14 protein-coding genes are annotated in these 16,881 nt (G+C 66.8%); 6 read left to right on the top strand and 8 right to left on the bottom strand.

Annotation, left to right across the window (positions count from 1 at the left end; genetic code table 11):
- Window positions 1-132 precede the first annotated feature (132 nt).
- The 3 genes from EDL96_RS03670 (at window position 133) to EDL96_RS03660 (ending at window position 2,683) form a co-directional block, all read left to right on the top strand.
- On the top strand, window positions 133-1,500 hold the full coding sequence (locus EDL96_RS03670) for an MFS transporter (RefSeq protein WP_123824462.1): 1,368 nt from the start codon (window positions 133-135) through the stop codon (window positions 1,498-1,500).
- 62 nt (window positions 1,501-1,562) lie between these two features.
- Window positions 1,563-2,129: an SRPBCC domain-containing protein gene (locus EDL96_RS03665; RefSeq protein WP_123824461.1), complete on the top strand. Its 567-nt coding sequence runs from the start codon at window positions 1,563-1,565 to the stop codon at window positions 2,127-2,129.
- Window positions 2,126-2,683: a hypothetical protein gene (locus EDL96_RS03660; RefSeq protein WP_123824460.1), complete on the top strand. Its 558-nt coding sequence runs from the start codon at window positions 2,126-2,128 to the stop codon at window positions 2,681-2,683. Before EDL96_RS03665 ends, EDL96_RS03660 begins: the two co-directional genes overlap by 4 nt.
- On the opposite strand, the gene EDL96_RS03655 is transcribed toward EDL96_RS03660, so the two are convergent.
- From EDL96_RS03655 to EDL96_RS13870, 3 genes are all read right to left on the bottom strand, one after another.
- A complete protein-coding gene (locus EDL96_RS03655) occupies window positions 2,684-3,070 on the bottom strand; it encodes a 5-carboxymethyl-2-hydroxymuconate Delta-isomerase (protein ID WP_123824459.1) in 387 nt (128 codons plus the stop codon).
- Window positions 3,071-3,095: 25 nt separating this feature from the next.
- Window positions 3,096-4,859: a glycoside hydrolase family 13 protein gene (locus tag EDL96_RS03650; RefSeq protein WP_123824458.1), complete on the bottom strand. Its 1,764-nt coding sequence runs from the start codon at window positions 4,857-4,859 to the stop codon at window positions 3,096-3,098.
- Window positions 4,860-5,202: 343 nt separating this feature from the next.
- Complete coding sequence (locus tag EDL96_RS13870; RefSeq protein ID WP_123824457.1) at window positions 5,203-5,865, bottom strand: LysM peptidoglycan-binding domain-containing protein; 663 nt, start codon at window positions 5,863-5,865, stop codon at window positions 5,203-5,205.
- 202 nt (window positions 5,866-6,067) lie between these two features.
- Here EDL96_RS13870 and EDL96_RS03640 point away from each other — a divergent pair, with 202 nt between their 5' ends.
- Window positions 6,068-7,174 carry a cytochrome P450 gene (locus tag EDL96_RS03640; RefSeq protein ID WP_123824456.1) on the top strand — a complete coding sequence of 369 codons (1,107 nt, stop codon included), beginning with the start codon at window positions 6,068-6,070 and terminating at the stop codon, window positions 7,172-7,174.
- Window positions 7,175-7,237: 63 nt separating this feature from the next.
- Here EDL96_RS03640 and EDL96_RS03635 read toward each other — a convergent pair whose 3' ends face one another.
- The 5 genes from EDL96_RS03635 to EDL96_RS03615 all read right to left on the bottom strand — a co-directional run bounded on the left by EDL96_RS03635 (window position 7,238) and on the right by EDL96_RS03615 (window position 13,314).
- Complete coding sequence (locus tag EDL96_RS03635) at window positions 7,238-8,023, bottom strand: response regulator (RefSeq protein ID WP_123824455.1); 786 nt, start codon at window positions 8,021-8,023, stop codon at window positions 7,238-7,240.
- Complete coding sequence (locus EDL96_RS03630) at window positions 8,011-9,312, bottom strand: sensor histidine kinase (protein ID WP_123824454.1); 1,302 nt, start codon at window positions 9,310-9,312, stop codon at window positions 8,011-8,013. Before EDL96_RS03630 ends, EDL96_RS03635 begins: the two co-directional genes overlap by 13 nt.
- A 138-nt stretch (window positions 9,313-9,450) precedes the next feature.
- A complete protein-coding gene (locus EDL96_RS03625) occupies window positions 9,451-10,356 on the bottom strand; it encodes an SDR family NAD(P)-dependent oxidoreductase (RefSeq protein WP_123824453.1) in 906 nt (301 codons plus the stop codon).
- A gap of 31 nt (window positions 10,357-10,387) precedes the next feature.
- On the bottom strand, window positions 10,388-11,368 hold the full coding sequence (locus EDL96_RS03620) for an LLM class flavin-dependent oxidoreductase (protein ID WP_123824452.1): 981 nt from the start codon (window positions 11,366-11,368) through the stop codon (window positions 10,388-10,390).
- Between the two features lie 131 nt (window positions 11,369-11,499).
- Window positions 11,500-13,314, bottom strand: a complete 1,815-nt coding sequence (locus EDL96_RS03615; RefSeq protein ID WP_123824451.1) for an AMP-dependent synthetase/ligase — start codon at window positions 13,312-13,314, stop codon at window positions 11,500-11,502.
- A gap of 221 nt (window positions 13,315-13,535) precedes the next feature.
- Between EDL96_RS03615 and EDL96_RS03610 the strand changes: the two genes are divergently transcribed.
- Together EDL96_RS03610 and EDL96_RS03605 are read left to right on the top strand one after the other, a co-directional pair.
- Complete coding sequence (locus EDL96_RS03610; protein ID WP_123824450.1) at window positions 13,536-15,203, top strand: SLC13 family permease; 1,668 nt, start codon at window positions 13,536-13,538, stop codon at window positions 15,201-15,203.
- A gap of 177 nt (window positions 15,204-15,380) precedes the next feature.
- Window positions 15,381-16,850: a NupC/NupG family nucleoside CNT transporter gene (locus EDL96_RS03605; protein WP_123824449.1), complete on the top strand. Its 1,470-nt coding sequence runs from the start codon at window positions 15,381-15,383 to the stop codon at window positions 16,848-16,850.
- The last annotated feature ends 31 nt before the right edge of the window (window positions 16,851-16,881 follow it).

Raw genomic sequence — 16,881 nt, 5'->3', positions numbered from 1 at the left:
ACACACATCATGCTTGTCCGACAGTTATTCGGCAACAGTTGCCACATAGTGAAAACTACGACGGCATCGGTGGCTGCAGGCTCAACGGCCGGTCGAGTGACACGGCCCGCACCCTGACCTGAAGGAAGATCAATGTCCGAAACCACGGCCCAGGCCGGACCACGCAAGACACCCAAGAAGGCCGCTCTGGCTGCCTGGGTCGGATCGGCACTCGAGTACTACGACTTCGCGGTCTACGGCACCGCGGCCGCGCTGGTGATCAATCACCTCTTCTTCCCCGAGGACGCATCCGCCGGGGTGGCGATCTTGCTGTCCATGTCGACGGTGGGCATCGCGTATGTCGTACGCCCCTTGGGCGCCTTGATCATGGGGCCGTTGGGAGACCGGTACGGTCGACGCTTCGTGATGATGCTGACCCTGTTCTTGATGGGCGGGGCAACATTCCTGGTGGGCTGCTTGCCAACCTATGACCAGGTAGGCCTCCTGGCACCCGCCCTGTTGGTCCTGTGTCGTGTCATCCAGGGTCTGTCCGCGTCCGGGGAACAGGCCTCTGCGATCTCGGTGTCCCTAGAGCACTCGACCGAACGGCACCGGGCGCTGACCACCAGCTGGACGCTGCAGGGCACCCAGTTCGGCACTCTGTTGGCCACCGCTGTCTTCATCCCCTTCACCTCCATCCTCACGGAGGAGCAGCTGTTCTCCTGGGGCTGGCGCATCCCGTTCTGGATGTCCGCGCTGGTGGTGGTGGCCGCCTACATCATTCGGCGGACCCTGGAGGAACCTCCCCAGTTCAAGGAGGCCGTGGAGCACAAGGACCAGGCCACTCCTCTGAGCCACCTTCTGCGCTTCCACAAGGCCCCCGTCATCCGCATCGCCTGCGCGGCCATGATCAACACCGTCCTGATCGTGTTCCAGGTCTGGGCGCTGTCCTACGGGACTTCCGTGGTGGGCCTGGACCGTTCCACCATGTTGCTCGTTGCCGTTCTGGCCAACGGCGTGGCACTGGGTGCGATCCCCTTGGCCGCCATGGTGGCCGACCGCATCGGTCGACGCCCCGTGTTCATCGCCGGTGCCGTGGGGTCCGCGATCATGACCTACCCGTACCTGGCGGCCGTGTCCTCCGGGAACTGGACTCTGATCTTCGTGCTCGGCGCGACTATGGCCGGGTTCTTCTACTCGATGGCCAACGGCATCTGGCCGTCCTTCTACGCGGAGATGTTCCCCACCCGGGTTCGCGTCACCGGGCTGGCACTCGGCACCCAGGTCGGCTTCGCCCTCTCGGGCGGCTTCGCGCCGCCGCTGGCTTCCTTCTTCGCCGGTGAAGACGGCACCAACTGGGTGGCCGTGGCGATCATGGTGTCCTGTGCCTGCGTGATTTCCGGCGTCGCCGCGCTCACCGCGACGGAGACCAAGAACCGCACGCTCGACGACATCGACAACCTGCACACCTCTCGCACGGAGGCCCTGGTTCTGGGGGATCTGAGCACCGCCAAGCGTTGAGGCGAGCTGTGGGGCGCAATCACGACCGTTCGTGGTTGCGCCCCACATCTATCCTTGCGCACATGAACGCAGATCAGAGCCCGGCACCCGTTCAGCCACACGTGTTGGCCGCAGTGCAGGCGCATGAACCCCGGCTGGCCACCCACCTTCAGAGCGGCGAGCCGTCGACCGTCGTCGTACTGTCCCGGGTGCTGGAGTGCATCCCCGAGCGGGCCTGGGAACTGTTGACCACCCCGGAGGGACTCGCGCAGTGGTCCCCGTGCGTACCGGACCGCGCACTGGACTTCCCGGGCCCGGCGTCGCTGCAGGAGAACCTCGAGGACGACCCCGTGGACGGAACCGTCGAGGTCGCCGAGTCACCGACTCGATTGATCCATCACTGGGGTCCGGAGCAGCTGGACTGGCGGTTGACCAGGGTGGACCAGGGCACGCAGCTGGATCTGGTCATGCGCTGCACCTCGGAGGAGATGGCGGCGGCTTGCGGCGCCGGCTGGCACGTGTGCCTCGCCGTCCTGGAAGTGCTGGCCCGCGGCGAGAACGCAGAGCGCGTGGTCGGCTACGACGCCTTCGCCTACGGCTGGGAAAACATGAATGCCGCCTACGCAACGGCGTTGGGACACTCGGCATGAGCGCGCGCGGTGCCGACCCCGGACGGGCCCCCGCGATCACTCAGGCCACGGGTGTCGAGTGGGGCCGCTGGGCAGAGATTCTCGACGGCGCGGGTGGGGCGGACCTGCCGCACAAGGAACTGGCACAGGCCGCCCACGCCGCCATGCCAGCCGCTGTGGACAACGCGGGGTGGTGGGCGCAATCCGTGGCGGTGGCCTATGAGCAGTGGATCGGGCGCCGCATCCCCGGCCAGGCGCATGACGGCACGTTCCAGGTCTCGGCCACCAGGACCATGCCCGGAACCATGCGGGAGGTCTTCGACCGATGGTGTGAGCTGACCGGGGACCTGACCGAACTCGACGGACTGACCGTGACGGACGGACCCAGGACCTCCGGCACGGACAAACGCCTGCACTGGGGCGTGACGCTCGCAGACGGCAGCCGGGGGAACGTGGACGTCTCACCTAAGAGCGCGGACAAGACTCTGGTCGCCGCCTCCCAGGTGAACCTGACGAACCCCGACGACGTCGAGCGGTGGCGGGCGTTCTGGAAGGGCCGGATCAAGGAACTCTGATCAACGGCTTTCCGTGCCCGGGCGAACGCCCACGGCCACTTTCGTGTACGACTCCCGTTCCATCTCTACCACTTCTGTACTGACGGTCACGGCGGCAGCGGCGGGCAGCGTCGCCACGACGGCATCGGTGATCGCCCGGGACGTGTCACGCCGCTGCTCGACCGTCCGACCCGGAAGAATCCGCAGGACCACTGACACGAACGCCTTTCCGCTGTGGGGGTGGTCCAGGCTGAAGACGTCGAGAGGCCGGATCCGGCCCTTAGCAGTGGGCATGTCGTAGACACCGGCGTCTCTCACCGCCTGCAACCCGGCCCCCAACAGGGCACGGGCGTCGAAGTCGGGGTGCAGGTCGAGGTCGGCCGTGTACTCGATGATCAGGTGCGGCATGTGCCGAGCATGTCACCTCCAGGCATCACCGTCCGCCGGTTCGGTGCCGCAACCAGACCGTGGTTTCCGGCGGAAGCAGGCTGCTCTGCAGTGGCTGGCTGCTCACGACGACGACACCGCCTTCCGGAAGCTCCAGCGGATCCGACCCGAAGTTGGTGATCGACTCCCAGCCATCGGGCCGCACGATGTGCACGACGTCGCCACCGTTCAGCGGCCCCCACTCGAGTTCCTCGGCGGCCTGCATCTCACGACGCGCGGCCAGGGCACTGCGGTACATGTTGAGCGTGGATCCAGGATCGGAGAGTTCGGCGTCGGCAGCGTGACCGGCGAACCACTCGGGTTGCGGCAGATGCGCGGGCCCGCCGAACCCGAAGTCCTGCGCGGTGCGCTCCCACGGAAGGGGAACACGGCACCCGTCCCTGCCCTGGTCCTTGCCGGGGTTGCGGAAGAACGACGGGTCCTGGCGCTGATCGTCGTCGATCTCAACGACCTCGTACAGGCCAAGTTCCGACCCTTGGTAGATGTACGCCGACCCGGGCAGCGCCAGGACCAAGAGTTCGGCCGCGCGGGCCCGGCGCAGTCCGCGGTCGCGGTCCAGCAGGTCCTCCGGGGAACCCAGGAGCAGCCACTGCTTTGCGGCCACGCTCAGGTCCGTTCCACCCGACGGCGTCAGGGGGCGCTCTTCAAGGCGCTCGAGCAACGTGTCCAGGTCCAGTCCGTAGCGCGTGGGGTGGCGGACGACGTCGTGGTTGGACAACACCCAGGTGCTGGAAGCACCGCTGCGCCGAGCCTCGTCGAGATTCTTGGTGATCGCCCGCCGGAAGTTCTCCGCGGTGAACGGGACCTCCAGCAGGTCGAAACTGAACGCCTGCCCCAGCCCGTCGGGGCTGGCGTAGCGCGCCAACCGGTCCGGGTGCACCCATGCTTCGGCCACAGCGGTCCGGGGAGGGTCGTACTCGTTGAAGGCGCGGCGCCATTCGGCGTAGATGTCGTGGACTTCGTCCCGGTCCCAGAACGGGTGGGTGCCGAACTCCTCGAATTCGTTGGGCAGGGCGTGGCTGTCCACCAATTCCTCGCCCAGATCCTTGGCTAGGGCGTGGGCGACGTCGATCCGGAAGCCGTCCACCCCGCGGTCCGCCCAGAACCGGATGGTGTCCAGGAACTCCTGATGGACGTCCGGGTTGTCCCAGTTCCAGTCGGGCTGTTCGCTGGCGAAGATGTGCATGTACCACTGGCCGGGTGCCCCGTCGGGTTCGGTGACCCGGGTCCAGGCGGGGCCGCCGAACACGGACTGCCAGTCCGACGGCGGGAGCTCACCACTTTCACCCCGCCCGTCTCGGAAGATGTAGCGGTCACGCTCGAGTGAACCCGGGCCGGCAGCCACGGCCTCCCGGAACCAACGGTGCAGGTTGGAACTGTGGTTGGGCACGATGTCCACCACGACCTTGATACGGCGACCGTGCAGTGCGTGGACCATGGCATCGAAGTCGTCCAGGGACCCGAGGCGAGGGTCGACGTCGCGGTAGTCGTCGACGTCGTACCCACCGTCGGCCAACTGTGAGGGGTAGAACGGGCTGAGCCACACCGCATCGATGCCCAGGTCCTTCAGGTAGTCGGCCTTCTCCGTGACCCCGCGGAGGTCGCCCAGGCCGTCCCCGTCCGCGTCGTGGAAACTGCGGGGGTAGATCTGGTACACGACGGCCTGCCGCCACCAGTCGGCGCTGTCGAATCCACCGGCCTCGGGTCGGGTGTTCGGGTTCGGGACGTGGTCGACACCGGTCTGGGTCATGCGGAGACTCCTTGACGGTTGGTTCGGGGATCACTGAGTACTGGCGTGTGACGGAGTCCTGACGGACCGCTGCCACGGGTCGCGCCCGTTTCGGGGCGGAGAGGCCACCGCCCCAGGCTAGGAGACATGCGACTCACAGCGCGACCGGGCCAAGCCCCACTTGACCCGCTCGAGCGCAAACACGACGGAACCGCCGGGTTCACGACGTCGTGCATCGTGAATCCGGCGGTTCCGTCAGGTCGCCGCATCGGTGACCCGGTTCCCGTCCGACTGGCCGGTTCAGCTGCCGACCCGTGGGGGTCGCAGGTTCCCGGGAGTCATGGGTTCCGGGTCACCGCACCGTTCACAGCGAAGGAATGGTGATGGTTTCACCGGCGTAGACCAGGTCGCTCGAGGGCAGACCGTTCGCAGCCACGATGTCGGCCACCGGGACGCCCGAACGCTCGGCGATCGAGCCCAGCGTGTCGCCCGGCTGCAGTGCGTACTCGCCCGCGGGGATCGAACCGGCACCCGCACCGGCGGCTGCATCGCCACCGGCCGCGGCATCGCTGCCGCCCGCGGCCGCGTCGCCACCAGCGGCGGCGCCACCGCTCTCGCCCGAACCGGAGCCGGAACCGGAACCACTGTCCGAGCCGGATTCCGAACCGCCGGTGATCTCCTCGTTGCCGCTCGAGCCGGAGCCTTCGCTGCCACCGGCCGCACCGCCCGCAGCAGCGTCGCCGGAACCGTCACTTGCGCCGTCGGAAGCCCCACCGCTGGCACCCTCAGAGGCGCCGCCGCTGGCACCGTCGGACGCACCACCCGAAGCCCCCTCGGACGCGCCCTCGCTGGCGCCGCCCGAAGCGCCCTCGCTCGCACCTGCGGATTCCGAGCTCGAGCCGGACGCGCTTTCCGAAGCAGAGGAGCCACCGCCGGACTCACCCCCGCCGCCACCGCAACCGACCAGGGCCAATGCGGCAGCAGTCGCCACGGCCAAAGGTGCAAGTCGAAGGTTCTTGAGTTCCATGATGTCGACCTTTCGTCATCTTCTTCACCCGGTTGCGTCAACCCAGTTCGGCTGCCGACGCCGCGAGTGCGGACCAAGCGTCCTTGTCACACCCTAGGACCGAACTCAGAATGTGACACGCATAACTGTTTCCGTTGCAACGGTGTGTCATCGCCCGGAACCCGTTGGGGATCACCGCTCGGGCGGGCATAGATTCGGGGGCATGAAGTCTCCGAACCCCGGACCCGAAACCACTTCCCGTACCTCCGCCCCCGTGACATTGACGGCCGACGGCATCGTCGAAATCCACTCGCACGAGGCGGTTCGGGAAGCAGCCACGGACCCGCGGACCTTCTCCAGCGCCGTTTCCCGGTTCCTGCAGATCCCCAACGGCTTGGACGGTCAGGAACACGCGAAGTTTCGGTCCCTGATCGACCGCTATTTCACGCCGGAAGCCATGGCGGACTTCGAACCCGCCTGCCGCGCCGTCGCGACCGACATCGCCCGCAACCTGCCCTTGGGAGTCCCCCTCAAGGCGGTGGAGCAGATCGGCATGCCGTTCGCCGTGGCCGCTCAGTCGGCCTGGTTGGGCTGGCCGGCCGACCTGGCCGAGGAACTGGTCGACTGGGTCCGCGCGAACCAGGAGGCCACCCGGTCCGGAGAATTGGCCCGGACCGCCGCGGTGGCCGAGCACTTCGACCGCATCATTCACTCGATCATCGAGCCGCGGCGCGGTTCCGACGGCACCGCCGACGTCACGGATCAGCTCATCCACGACGACGCCGCCGGTGAACTCACCGACCAGGAGATCGTGTCGATCCTGCGCAACTGGACCGGTGGAGACCTCGCCTCGATCGCGCAGTGCACGGGCGTGATCCTGCATCACCTGGCCCGCCGCCCCGAGGTTGCCGAGCGGATCGCCCAGGGCGCCTCCGATGCCGAGGTGGATGCCATCTTGGAGGAGTTCCTGCGGATCGACGACCCCTTCGTGTCCAACCGGCGGGTCGCCACCGCGGACACGGAAATCGGCGGTTGCCCCGTGGCAGGTGGCCAGAAGGTGATTCTGAACTGGGCGGACGCCAACCGGGACCCCGCGGTCTTCGGCGATCCCGACGCTTTCGACCCGGACGGCAATGCGCAGGACAACTTGGTCTACGGAATCGGTCCGCACGTCTGCCCGGGTCGCCCCCTCGCACGGCTGGAACTGCGCGAGGTGACCAGGGCGATCCTGGCCGTGGGCATTCCGGAACCGGCCCGTGATTCCGAACGTGAAGCGGCCCCCATGGGTGGCTTCCGCGTCGTGCCCGTGGTTCTCAAGCCTCGCGGCTGACAGGACCGCCTCCTCGGCGTCTGTCGGCCCCTCAGTCGGCCCGGTCGGCGGACGCCCCGGGGCTCAGCGGTGACCGTGTTCAAGCACCAGGATCGCCACCTGGACCCGGTTGGTCACGTCCAGCTTGGTGAAGATGCGCGCCACGTGTGTCTTGACGGTGGTGATGGACAGGAACATCTCCTCGGCGATCTCGGTGTTGGTCAACCCCCGGGCCACGGCGTCCGCGATCTCCCGCTCCCGATCGCTCAGGACGTTGAGCGGACTCGGGACGGCGGCCGCCTCGGATGCCTGTTCCTCCAAACCTGGCTGGGCCGCGACCGGCGTCGTCGTCCCCGCCGGTGACCGGCGGCCGTGTTCCGCGGCCACCACAATCAGGCGTGTGAGCACCGACGGCGACACGGTGGCGTTTCCGGCGGCAGCTTCCTGGACAGCGCGCACGAGCTGCCGCGGGGGCGTGTCCTTGAGGAGGAAGCCGATGGCCCCACCCTCCAACGCCTCCAGGATGAAGGCGTCGGTGTCAAAGGCCGTGAGCATCAGAACCTCAGGCGGGTCGCTGAGTGCCCGGACCCTCCGGCAGCCCTCGATACCGTCCGTGCCGGGCATCCGGATGTCCATCAGGACAACGTCCGGGTTCAGTTCCTGGACCTTCTCCACCGCCTGGGCCCCGTTGCCCGCCTCGCCCACCACCACCAGGTTCTCGGCCCCGTCCAGGATCAGTCGCAGCCCGGCCCGCATGAGCACCTCGTCGTCGACCAGCAGGACACGGACCGGATCCGGGCTGGATCCGCTCACCTCGGAATCCCCGTCGGAACCCTCATCGAAATCAGCGGGGTGGTTCAGCTGCGGCATGGGACCTTGGCCTCCAGTCGGAATTCACTCTGGGTCTGGGTGGCCCTGACGCTACCGCCCAGGGCACGGGCGCGTTCGTCCAACCCGATCAGGCCGAAGCCGGAGGCGGGATGGACCGAATCGGCGTGATCTGAAGGCGTCAACGGGTTGGTGACCGTCAGCCGCACTTCGTCGTCGTCACCCTGCCATCGCACGGTCACGGGCGCACCCGGTGCGTGCTTGACGGCATTCGTCAGACCCTCCTGGAGCATGCGGTAGAGGGTCCTGGAGGCGGTGCCCGGGATCTGACCGAGGTCGGGCCGCTGAACGAGGGATTCAACCTGGGCACCAGTGGCCCGGACTTCTTCCAGCAGGGAATCGACCTGGGTGAGGTCCGGCTCGGGACGGGTGTCCGTGGGGTCGTCGCGCAACACGTCCAGGACGGTGCGCAGTTCGGCGGATGCGGTGGCCGCGGTCTGCTGGACCAGCCGCGCCGTGGACCGCACCGTGTCCCGGTCCAGGTCCTCGCGGTAGTCCAGCGCCCCCGCGTACGTGCTGATGAGCGCAAGACGGTGCGAGAGGGTGTCGTGCATTTCGCGGGCGATCCGGGTCCGTTCCTCGGCACGGGTCTTGGCGGCGCGTGCCTGCTCCTCGCGCACCACGGCCTCGGCCTCACGTCGGGCCGTTGCCGCTTCCGACCGCAGGGCCCTGATCTGACGACGCCGACTCCACCGGTTCAGCCCGATCAGCACCGGCACGGCCGTCATGGCCAGGGACAGGGCAATCCCCATGAGGATCACCCAGATGTCGGACTCCGGCATGGGGACGACGAAGACACTGCCCACCGCAGACAGGACGGCCACGGGTGGGATGAAGAACACCCACTTCCGGATACCCCGGGAACAGACCGAGACGACGGCGATGAACCAGGCGGGAAAGGCTGCCCCGGACACACCAACCAGCACACCGATCACCAGGGCCGCGACCAGGGCGGACCGCGGTTCCTTGAGGCTGAGATTCGCAACTTCCGGGCCCTCGTCCAAGACCTTCGGTTCCGGGGCGCGACGCAAGGCGATCGGCAAGAGCGCCACCGCCACGAGCCCCACGGCCGTGTCGACCAGCATCCACGCGAAAATGAATTCCTCGGAATACGGGTACTCCTCGGGGCTCACGGTCCCGTCGGCGACCAAGGAGCCCATGACCCCATATGTGCCCAGGGAGATGAGCGGCCCGAGGACCAGCGCGGTGAGGGTCAGCCCCGCGATCAGCCAACCCCGTCTGCTCCCGGGTCCGAGGAATCTTTCGATCATGCGTTCAGACTAGGGGCGTGCCCGGCCCGTGCACGTCCTCCGCAAGCAGGAGGCCGCTGCCTCCTGAGCATGATTTGTCAGACCCCGCACGGAGGATCGAGGCACGCGCGTGCACCGCCTCACGTATGCGGACCTGCCTCACGATTGACGAACGCGGGGAAGATCCGTGCCGGTCGCAGCACTGGCAAATGCCCAGAACCGCTCCGCCAGGTCCGGATCGGAGGCCGCCTGCGAGCGCCCCACCAGGACCGGAGCCCCTTTGAGTTCCCCACGCCCCGAGGGACCGACGTAACTGCATTCCGGGAGGTCCCGGGTGGCAGCGACCAGAATGTTCTGGGCCCCATCCGATGCGGACTGGCCACCGAAATGTGCAGCGAATCCCACCCATTTGTTGATCAGCGGCCACGGGCTGTGATTCTGCAGGTTCGTCTGCGCCCACCCCGGGTGGGCCAGTTGGACTGCGATGCGCTGGGTACCCGTTTCCCGCGCGCCCTCAGCAAGCCGCCGGGACAGGCCCAGCCCCCACAGCATGTCCGCCAACTTGGACTGCCCGTAGCCGGCGACGAACGAGAATCGCCGTCGTCGGAAATGCGGGTCCTCGAAATCCATGGAGCGCCACCGGTGGGCCCCCGAGCCGACGATGACCACACGCTCACGGACCCGGGGCAACACCAGGTTGGTGAGGGCGAACGGGCCCAACGCATTGGTTCCGAGCATGAGTTCGAAACCGTCCGCGGTTTCCGTGCGATTCCCGGAGACGGTCCCGGCATTGTTGACCAGAACGTCCACGGGACGGTCCAGGGAATCGGCGGCCGCCCGGATCGAGGAAAGGTTGGCGAGATCCAGGGGCAGCACGCTGGCATTTCCGAGGTCACGTTGGACCCTCTGGGCCCGCTGCGTGTCACGCGCGGCGACGATCACGTGGGCACCGGCGCCGGCTGCGGCAGCCGCAACCTCTTTCCCCAGGCCGTTCGTGGCACCCGTGACCAACCATGTCCGTCCCGTCTGATCCGGCAGAGAGAACGGCTGAAGAATGTTACGCACGAGTACCAATTATGCGGTAACCGCCTGTTCCTCAGCGACCCCAGGCGTCACGAAGGACTTTCAATGAATTCTGCGTCATTTCCGCCGAAGAGCCCACGGGGGCAATGATCAATTCGTCCGCTTGCGCCCGCTCGGCGAAATCCTTCACGTAGGAAGCGACCTGTTCACCGTTGCCCACGGCCGTGTACTTGATCATGTGCAGAATCTGTTGCCCGGCCGCCGAGTGCATGACCAGGTCCAGTTCTTCGTCCGTCAGGGTGCGCCCACGGCCGGCCATCATCTTGACCCGGGTGCGCCGGTACCACTCGTTCTCGGCAACGGCCACGTTGGGGTCGTCATTGGCCACCACGTTCATGGCGGCCATCATGTACGGCTGCTCGAGTTGTTCGGAGGGCTCGAACTCCGACCGGTAGACGGCGGCCGCCTGCTCCAGGGCGTCCGGGGCGAAGTGGGAGGCGAAGGCGTACGGCAACCCGTAGGCCGCCGCCAGACGAGCACCGAACAGCGACGAACCGAGGATGTACAGAGGGACGTTCGTACCGGCACCCGGCACGGCACGAAGACCGGGGAGTTTGGACTCGTCACGCAGGTACCCCTGCAGTTCCTTGACGTCCTGCGGGAACTCCTCAGCGGCGCGCGGATCCCGGCGCATGGCGCGCACTGCTACCTGGTCAGTTCCCGGAGCCCGGCCCAGGCCCAGATCAATCCGCCCGGGGTGCAGTTCGGCCAGGGTGCCGAACTGCTCCGCAATGGTCAGCGGAGAGTGGTTGGGCAGCATCACGCCGCCTGAGCCCAGCCGGATCTTCTCCGTCTGGGTGGCCACGTGGGCAATCAGGACTGCCGGAGCGGCGGAAGCGATGGAGCCCATGTTGTGGTGTTCGGTGTACCAGACACGCGCGTACCCCAGGCCCTCCGCCACTTGGGCCAGAGCCACGGACTCAGCGAAGGCCTCCCCCACGGTGTGACCTTCACGGACGGTTGCGAAATCCAGAACTGACAGCGGCAAAGCCACGGCGGAACACCTTTCACGAATGCTGTGCGGGAACTCCCGCGGTCTCACCGTGAACAGCCACCGGACTCCGTCCGTGATTCCCGACGTCGCCCAAGCTCACACCCGATCTCGCTGTCAGCGAATCCAGGGCCTCACTCGTGCTGGAGCGCCCCACCGTAGATCTCGTCGATGAGTTCCTCGTTGTTGACCAGGACATGACGACGCCGCAGCTTGAGGGACGGAGTCAGCGTGCCGTCCGCCTCGGAGAAGTCGTGCTCCAGAATCCGGAACTCTCGGATCTGTTCCGCACGGGAGACCGCCTGATTGGCGTGCTCGATCGCTTCCTCGACGGCCTTCTTAACGTGCTCGTCCTCCCTGGCCTGGGCGACCGTCATGGACGCGTCGAACCCGTGGGCGTCCAGCCACCCCGGCAGAGCCTCCTCGTCCAAGGTCACCAGGGCGGCGATGAAGGGCCGCTTCTCCCCCACGGCAATGCACTGGGACACCAACGGGTGCGCCCTGACCTGGTCCTCCAGCACAACGGGGCTCACGTTCTTGCCCCCGGCGGTCACGATCAGTTCCTTGATGCGCCCGGTGATCTTCAGATACCCGTCCTGGTCCAGGGATCCCAGGTCGCCGGTGCGGAACCACCCGTCGTCGTCGAAGGCCTCCGCGGTCTTCTCGGGGTTGTTCCAGTAACCGCGCATCACGCAGATCCCCTTGGCCAGGACCTCGCCGTCGTCGGAGATCTTGACGGAGTTGCCCGGCAACACGGTGCCGACGGTGCCGATCTTGATCTTCTTGGCGGTGTTGACCGTGATCGGGGCCGTGGTTTCGGTCAACCCGTAGCCCTCCAGCACGCGCAGCCCGATGCCGTGGAAGAAGTGCCCCAGGCGCTCCCCCAGTGGCCCGCCGCCTGAGACCGCGTACTTGACCTTCCCGCCCATGGCTTCGCGCAGTTTGCCGTAGATGAGCTTGTCGAACAGTGCGTGCTGCACCTTGAGCGTCAAGGGGACCTTGCCCTGCTCCTCGGCACGGGACCACTCGATGGCCACCGCCGCCGCCCTGTCGAAGATCTTTCCCTTCCCGCCGGCCTCCGCCTTCTGCTGCGCCGAGTTGTAGACCTTCTCGAACACTCGCGGAACCACCAGCAGGAAGGTCGGCTCAAAGCTCTTCAGGTCATCCAGCAGACTCTTGATGTCCGAGGTGTGGGCGATGTTCACACCGGCACCCACCGCCATGACCTGGATGAAACGCGCGAACACGTGCGCCAACGGCAGGAACATGACCGTCCGGGCGCCCTCGTGGACAGCTTCGGGAATCGAGGCCGCCGCGTTCTCGGAGAGTTCCACGAAGTTCCCGTGGGTGAGTTCGCAGCCCTTCGGTCGACCGGTGGTTCCCGAGGTGTAGATGACGGTGGCCAGGTCGTCCAGGCCCGCGATGCGGCGTCGTCGTTCGACCTCCTCGTCCGGGACGTCCTTGCCACCCTCGGTCAGGTGCCCCACGGCACCTTCGTCCAGGCACCAGACGCTGTGCACGCCGGACAGGTCCTCGTTGTGGGCAGCGCGCTCCCACACGCCCTTGTGCTCGGTGGTCTCGACCACCAGCCCGACCGCTCCGGAGTCGGAGAGGTTCCAGGCAAGTTGGGTCGGGGCCGAGGATTCGTACACGGGGACGACGACGCCGCCGGCGAACCACACCGCGAAGTCCAACAGGGACCACTCCAAGCGGTTGCGGGACATCAGAGCCACCCGGTCCCCGGGCTGGACCCCGGCCGCCACGAACCCCTTGGCGAGGGCGATCACGTCCGCCAGCGCCTTGCTCGCGGGGATTTCGACCCACTGATCCCCCTCCCTGCGGGAGAACAGTGCGGGATCGCTGGCCTTCCGCGCGTTACGCACCAGGAGATCGGTGGTGTTGTCGGTGGCCGGGGTCTCGACCAGGCGCGGAAGGGAGATCTCGGACAAGGGTGCTCCTCGAGTCAGGATGTGGGATGGCTGCGGTCGATCTCCGGGCCACCGCCACCGGGGGTCGCGGGCCGGTGAGGGATGGCCGCGGAGGGGTGTCCGACAACCGTAGGGCATTGTGAGCACGGTCACAAAGCGCGGTTGGCGGCCACATGATTGCTCACGCACACAGCTGGCTGTTAATTTCGTGGGACCTTCCCCCGATCCGTGAGGTGCATCACATGTCCGGCACGCATGCTGATTCCCCACCGCCCGTCGACGACACCGCCACCGACACCTTGGATGGTCACCCGGTGCACCACCAGCCGGCGGTCACCGATGACGACCATCCCCCGCGGGTGAAAACCGGCGGTCTCTGGCTGTACCGCCTCCTGGGAGTGGTGGTGTTCTTCGTGGTCTGGCTACTCCTGGGATCCGCAGACGTTTCTCAGGATGCACGCACGGTGGCCGCGATCGGCTCGCTGATGGCCGTGTGGTGGATGACCGAGGCCGTACCCCTGCCCGTGACGTCCCTGCTTCCCATCGTGCTGTTCCCGATCCTGACGGAACTGACGCCGGAGGAAGCGACCGCGCCGTACGCCAACCCCATCGTGTTCCTCTTCCTGGGTGGGTTCCTGATCGCCATAGCGATGCAGAAGTGGAACCTCCACCGGCGCATTGCGTTGCTCACCTTGCGTGCAGTGGGAACACAACCGCGCCAGATCATCCTGGGCATGATGATCGCCACCGCGTTCCTCTCCATGTGGGTTTCGAACACCGCAACCACGCTGATGATGCTGCCCATCAGCCTGAGCGTTCTCACCCTGGTGGTCGAGAACAGCCAGAAGCACGGCCAGGCCGAGAACGTCGACACGGCGTCGATTCGCACAGATCTGACGGCCACCGAGACCTTGAGCGAGGTCATCGACAATCCCGATGTCCGCAAGTTCGGAGTGGCGTTGGTTCTCTCCATCGCCTGGGCGGCGACGATCGGCGGCCTGGGCACGCTTCTGGGAAGTCCGCCCAACGCGATTGTGGCCGGATACATCAGCGAAGAACTCGGGGAGACCATCGGCTTCGCGCAGTGGATGCTCCTGGGCGTTCCGATCGTGATCGTATTCATCGGCGTCTCGTGGCTGCTCATGACGTTCGTGATCTTCCGTTTCAACCTGAAAGAGATCCCGGGTGGCAAGCAACTGATCCAGAAGGAGATCGATGACCTCGGGCGGATGTCCCGCGGGGAATGGGTGGTCCTGGCGGTGTTCGTGACAGCAGCGTTCTTCTGGATCGTGCCCGGCATTCTCTCCGGCTTCCCGTCCTTGGCGGAAGCGTGGCCCTGGCTGGAAGTCTTCGACGACACGGTGGTTGCCATCGCCGCCGGTGTCCTCCTGTTCATCATCCCGGGCGACAACCGCGGCAACATGACCCTGCACTGGAGAGACGCCGAGGAAGGGCTCCCCTGGGGAGTTCTCCTGCTGTTCGGCGGCGGCCTCTCACTGGCGGCTGCCGTGGCCAGCACCGGGCTGGACGTGTGGTTCGGCGATCAGGTCGGAGGCCTGGGGGCGCTGCCGATCGTGGCGTTGTTGGCCGTCGTCGTCGCGGTGGTCCTGTTGCTCACGGAAGTCACATCCAACACGGCAACGGCTGCCGCGTTCATCCCCATCCTGGGCGGCGTGGCCATCGGACTGGGCCTCGATCCGATCTCCCTGCTGATTCCGGCGGCCCTGGCCGCCACGTGCGCATTCATGCTGCCGGTGGGCACCCCGCCGAATGCCATCGTCTACGCCTCCGGGCACGTGAAGATCGCGGAGATGGTGCGCGGCGGCGCGATCCTCAACGTGGTGGGCGTCCTGCTGATCACGGTGTTCACGCTGCTGCTGGGCCCACTGGCCTTCGGGATGGCGTTCTAGGGCACCCGCCCCCTCCTGCCGAGACGCCAGTTTGATCGCTCCTGACTCACTCAGGGGCGATCAAACTGCGCACTCGGCGACCAGGGCAGCGCCGAGCACCCAACCGACACCCCCGTACGGAGCCTTCTGTACCGTGGGACACACGACCTGCACCCGATCCGAACGGTGGAAACCGGAATGAATGTGCTGTGGGGCCTGGGCGGGATGGCGTTCATCATCGCCATCGCGGTGCTCTTCTCAGTGGACCGTCGCAAAATTCGCATCAGAACCGTGACCCTGGCGCTGCTCACGCAGGTGCTCTTCGGTGTCCTGGTCTTGTACGTGCCGGCGGGGTGCGCGGCACTGGAGGCGCTGACCTCGGGCGTCCAGTCGGTCATCAACTCGGCCAATGCCGGCATCGACTTCCTCTTCGGACCGATCCTCCCGGAAGAAGGCTCGGTCTTCGCGTTCCAGGTCCTTCCGGTCATCGTGTATTTCGCGGCCTTGACCGCAGTCCTGCACTACGTGGGGATCTTGCAGTGGGTGGTCAAGATCATCGGCGGAGCAATGTCCAAGCTCTTCGGCACCACCACCGCCGAATCCATGAATGCGGCCGCCAACATCTTCCTGGGCCAGTCGGAAGCTCCGCTGCTCATCAAGCAGCACCTCCCCCGCTTGAAGACCTCGGAATTGTTCGCCGTCATGGTCGGCGGCATGGCGACGGTCGCCGGTTCGGTCATGGTGGGGTACTCGCTGCTCGGCGCCGAATTGCGGTACTTGATCGCGGCCAGCTTCATGGCTGCACCCGGGGCCCTGTTCATCGCCAAATTGATCGTCCCCGCGGGTGCTCTCGAAGGCCCCGAGTGGACCGACGCCGGCAGCGGTCAACCGGCAGCCGCCCCGCCGCGACGTCGTGAGGGGTTGATGGGACTCTTCAAGCGCGGAGGCAAACGCGGCGCCGCCGCGGAATCAGCGGCTGAACTCACGCGCCGGCAGCAATCACAGACAGGCCCGGAGCCCGACGCACCGGAGGCAGCCGAGACCTCCACGGTCACCACGTCCACAGAAGCTCACGCCACGAGCGCCGCGGACACCCCTCGGGAGGTCCGGGACGCGGAGGACATCGCCCACCAGGCCGAGGGCGACGACGAACCCGCCAACGTGATCGACGCCGCCGCACGCGGCGCGAGCGAAGGCCTGGGCCTGGCCCTCAATGTGGGCGCCATGCTGCTGGCGTTCATTGCGTTGATCGCCCTGGTCAACACGTTGCTGGGGGCCGTGGGCGGGCTGTTCGGTTTGGAGGGCCTGACCATGGAGCAGATCCTGGGTTGGATCTTCGCCCCGGTGATGTTCATCGTCGGCGTCCCGTGGAACGAGGCCGTTGCCGCGGGAAGCTTCCTGGGTCAGAAGCTGGTCCTCAACGAATTCGTGGCCTTCAGCGCCTTCGGCCCAGAGATCGGCAACTACTCCCCCAAGACGCAGGTCATCGTCACGTTCGCGCTGACCGGGTTCGCCAACTTCGCCACGCTGGCCATTCAGATCGGTGCACTGGGTGGGCTGGCCCCCACCCAACGCAGCCGTATCGCTCGGCTCGGACTGCTCGCGGTGCTCTCCGGCACCCTGGCCAATCTCATGAGCGCAGCCATCGCGGGAGTCCTGATCGCCTGACCCTGAGCAGCCGAGTGCGCAGTTTGATCGC

The sequence above is a fragment of the Kocuria soli genome (genome assembly GCF_003797835.1).
In the GTDB taxonomy this organism is placed as follows: domain Bacteria; phylum Actinomycetota; class Actinomycetes; order Actinomycetales; family Micrococcaceae; genus Kocuria; species Kocuria soli.
This window is presented reverse-complemented; position numbering and strand designations above follow the sequence as displayed.

Excerpts from the sequence above, each read along its gene's own strand:
- EDL96_RS03670 (WP_123824462.1), top strand. The coding sequence starts at position 133 with ATGTCCGAAACCACGGCCCAGGCCGGACCACGCAAGACACCCAAGAAG.
- EDL96_RS03665 (WP_123824461.1), top strand. The coding sequence starts at position 1,563 with ATGAACGCAGATCAGAGCCCGGCACCCGTTCAGCCACACGTGTTGGCC.
- EDL96_RS03660 (WP_123824460.1), top strand. The coding sequence starts at position 2,126 with ATGAGCGCGCGCGGTGCCGACCCCGGACGGGCCCCCGCGATCACTCAG.
- EDL96_RS03655 (WP_123824459.1), bottom strand. The coding sequence starts at position 3,070 with ATGCCGCACCTGATCATCGAGTACACGGCCGACCTCGACCTGCACCCC.
- EDL96_RS03650 (WP_123824458.1), bottom strand. The coding sequence starts at position 4,859 with ATGACCCAGACCGGTGTCGACCACGTCCCGAACCCGAACACCCGACCC.
- EDL96_RS13870 (WP_123824457.1), bottom strand. The coding sequence starts at position 5,865 with ATGGAACTCAAGAACCTTCGACTTGCACCTTTGGCCGTGGCGACTGCT.
- EDL96_RS03640 (WP_123824456.1), top strand. The coding sequence starts at position 6,068 with ATGAAGTCTCCGAACCCCGGACCCGAAACCACTTCCCGTACCTCCGCC.
- EDL96_RS03635 (WP_123824455.1), bottom strand. The coding sequence starts at position 8,023 with ATGCCGCAGCTGAACCACCCCGCTGATTTCGATGAGGGTTCCGACGGG.
- EDL96_RS03630 (WP_123824454.1), bottom strand. The coding sequence starts at position 9,312 with ATGATCGAAAGATTCCTCGGACCCGGGAGCAGACGGGGTTGGCTGATC.
- EDL96_RS03610 (WP_123824450.1), top strand. The coding sequence starts at position 13,536 with ATGTCCGGCACGCATGCTGATTCCCCACCGCCCGTCGACGACACCGCC.
- EDL96_RS03605 (WP_123824449.1), top strand. The coding sequence starts at position 15,381 with ATGAATGTGCTGTGGGGCCTGGGCGGGATGGCGTTCATCATCGCCATC.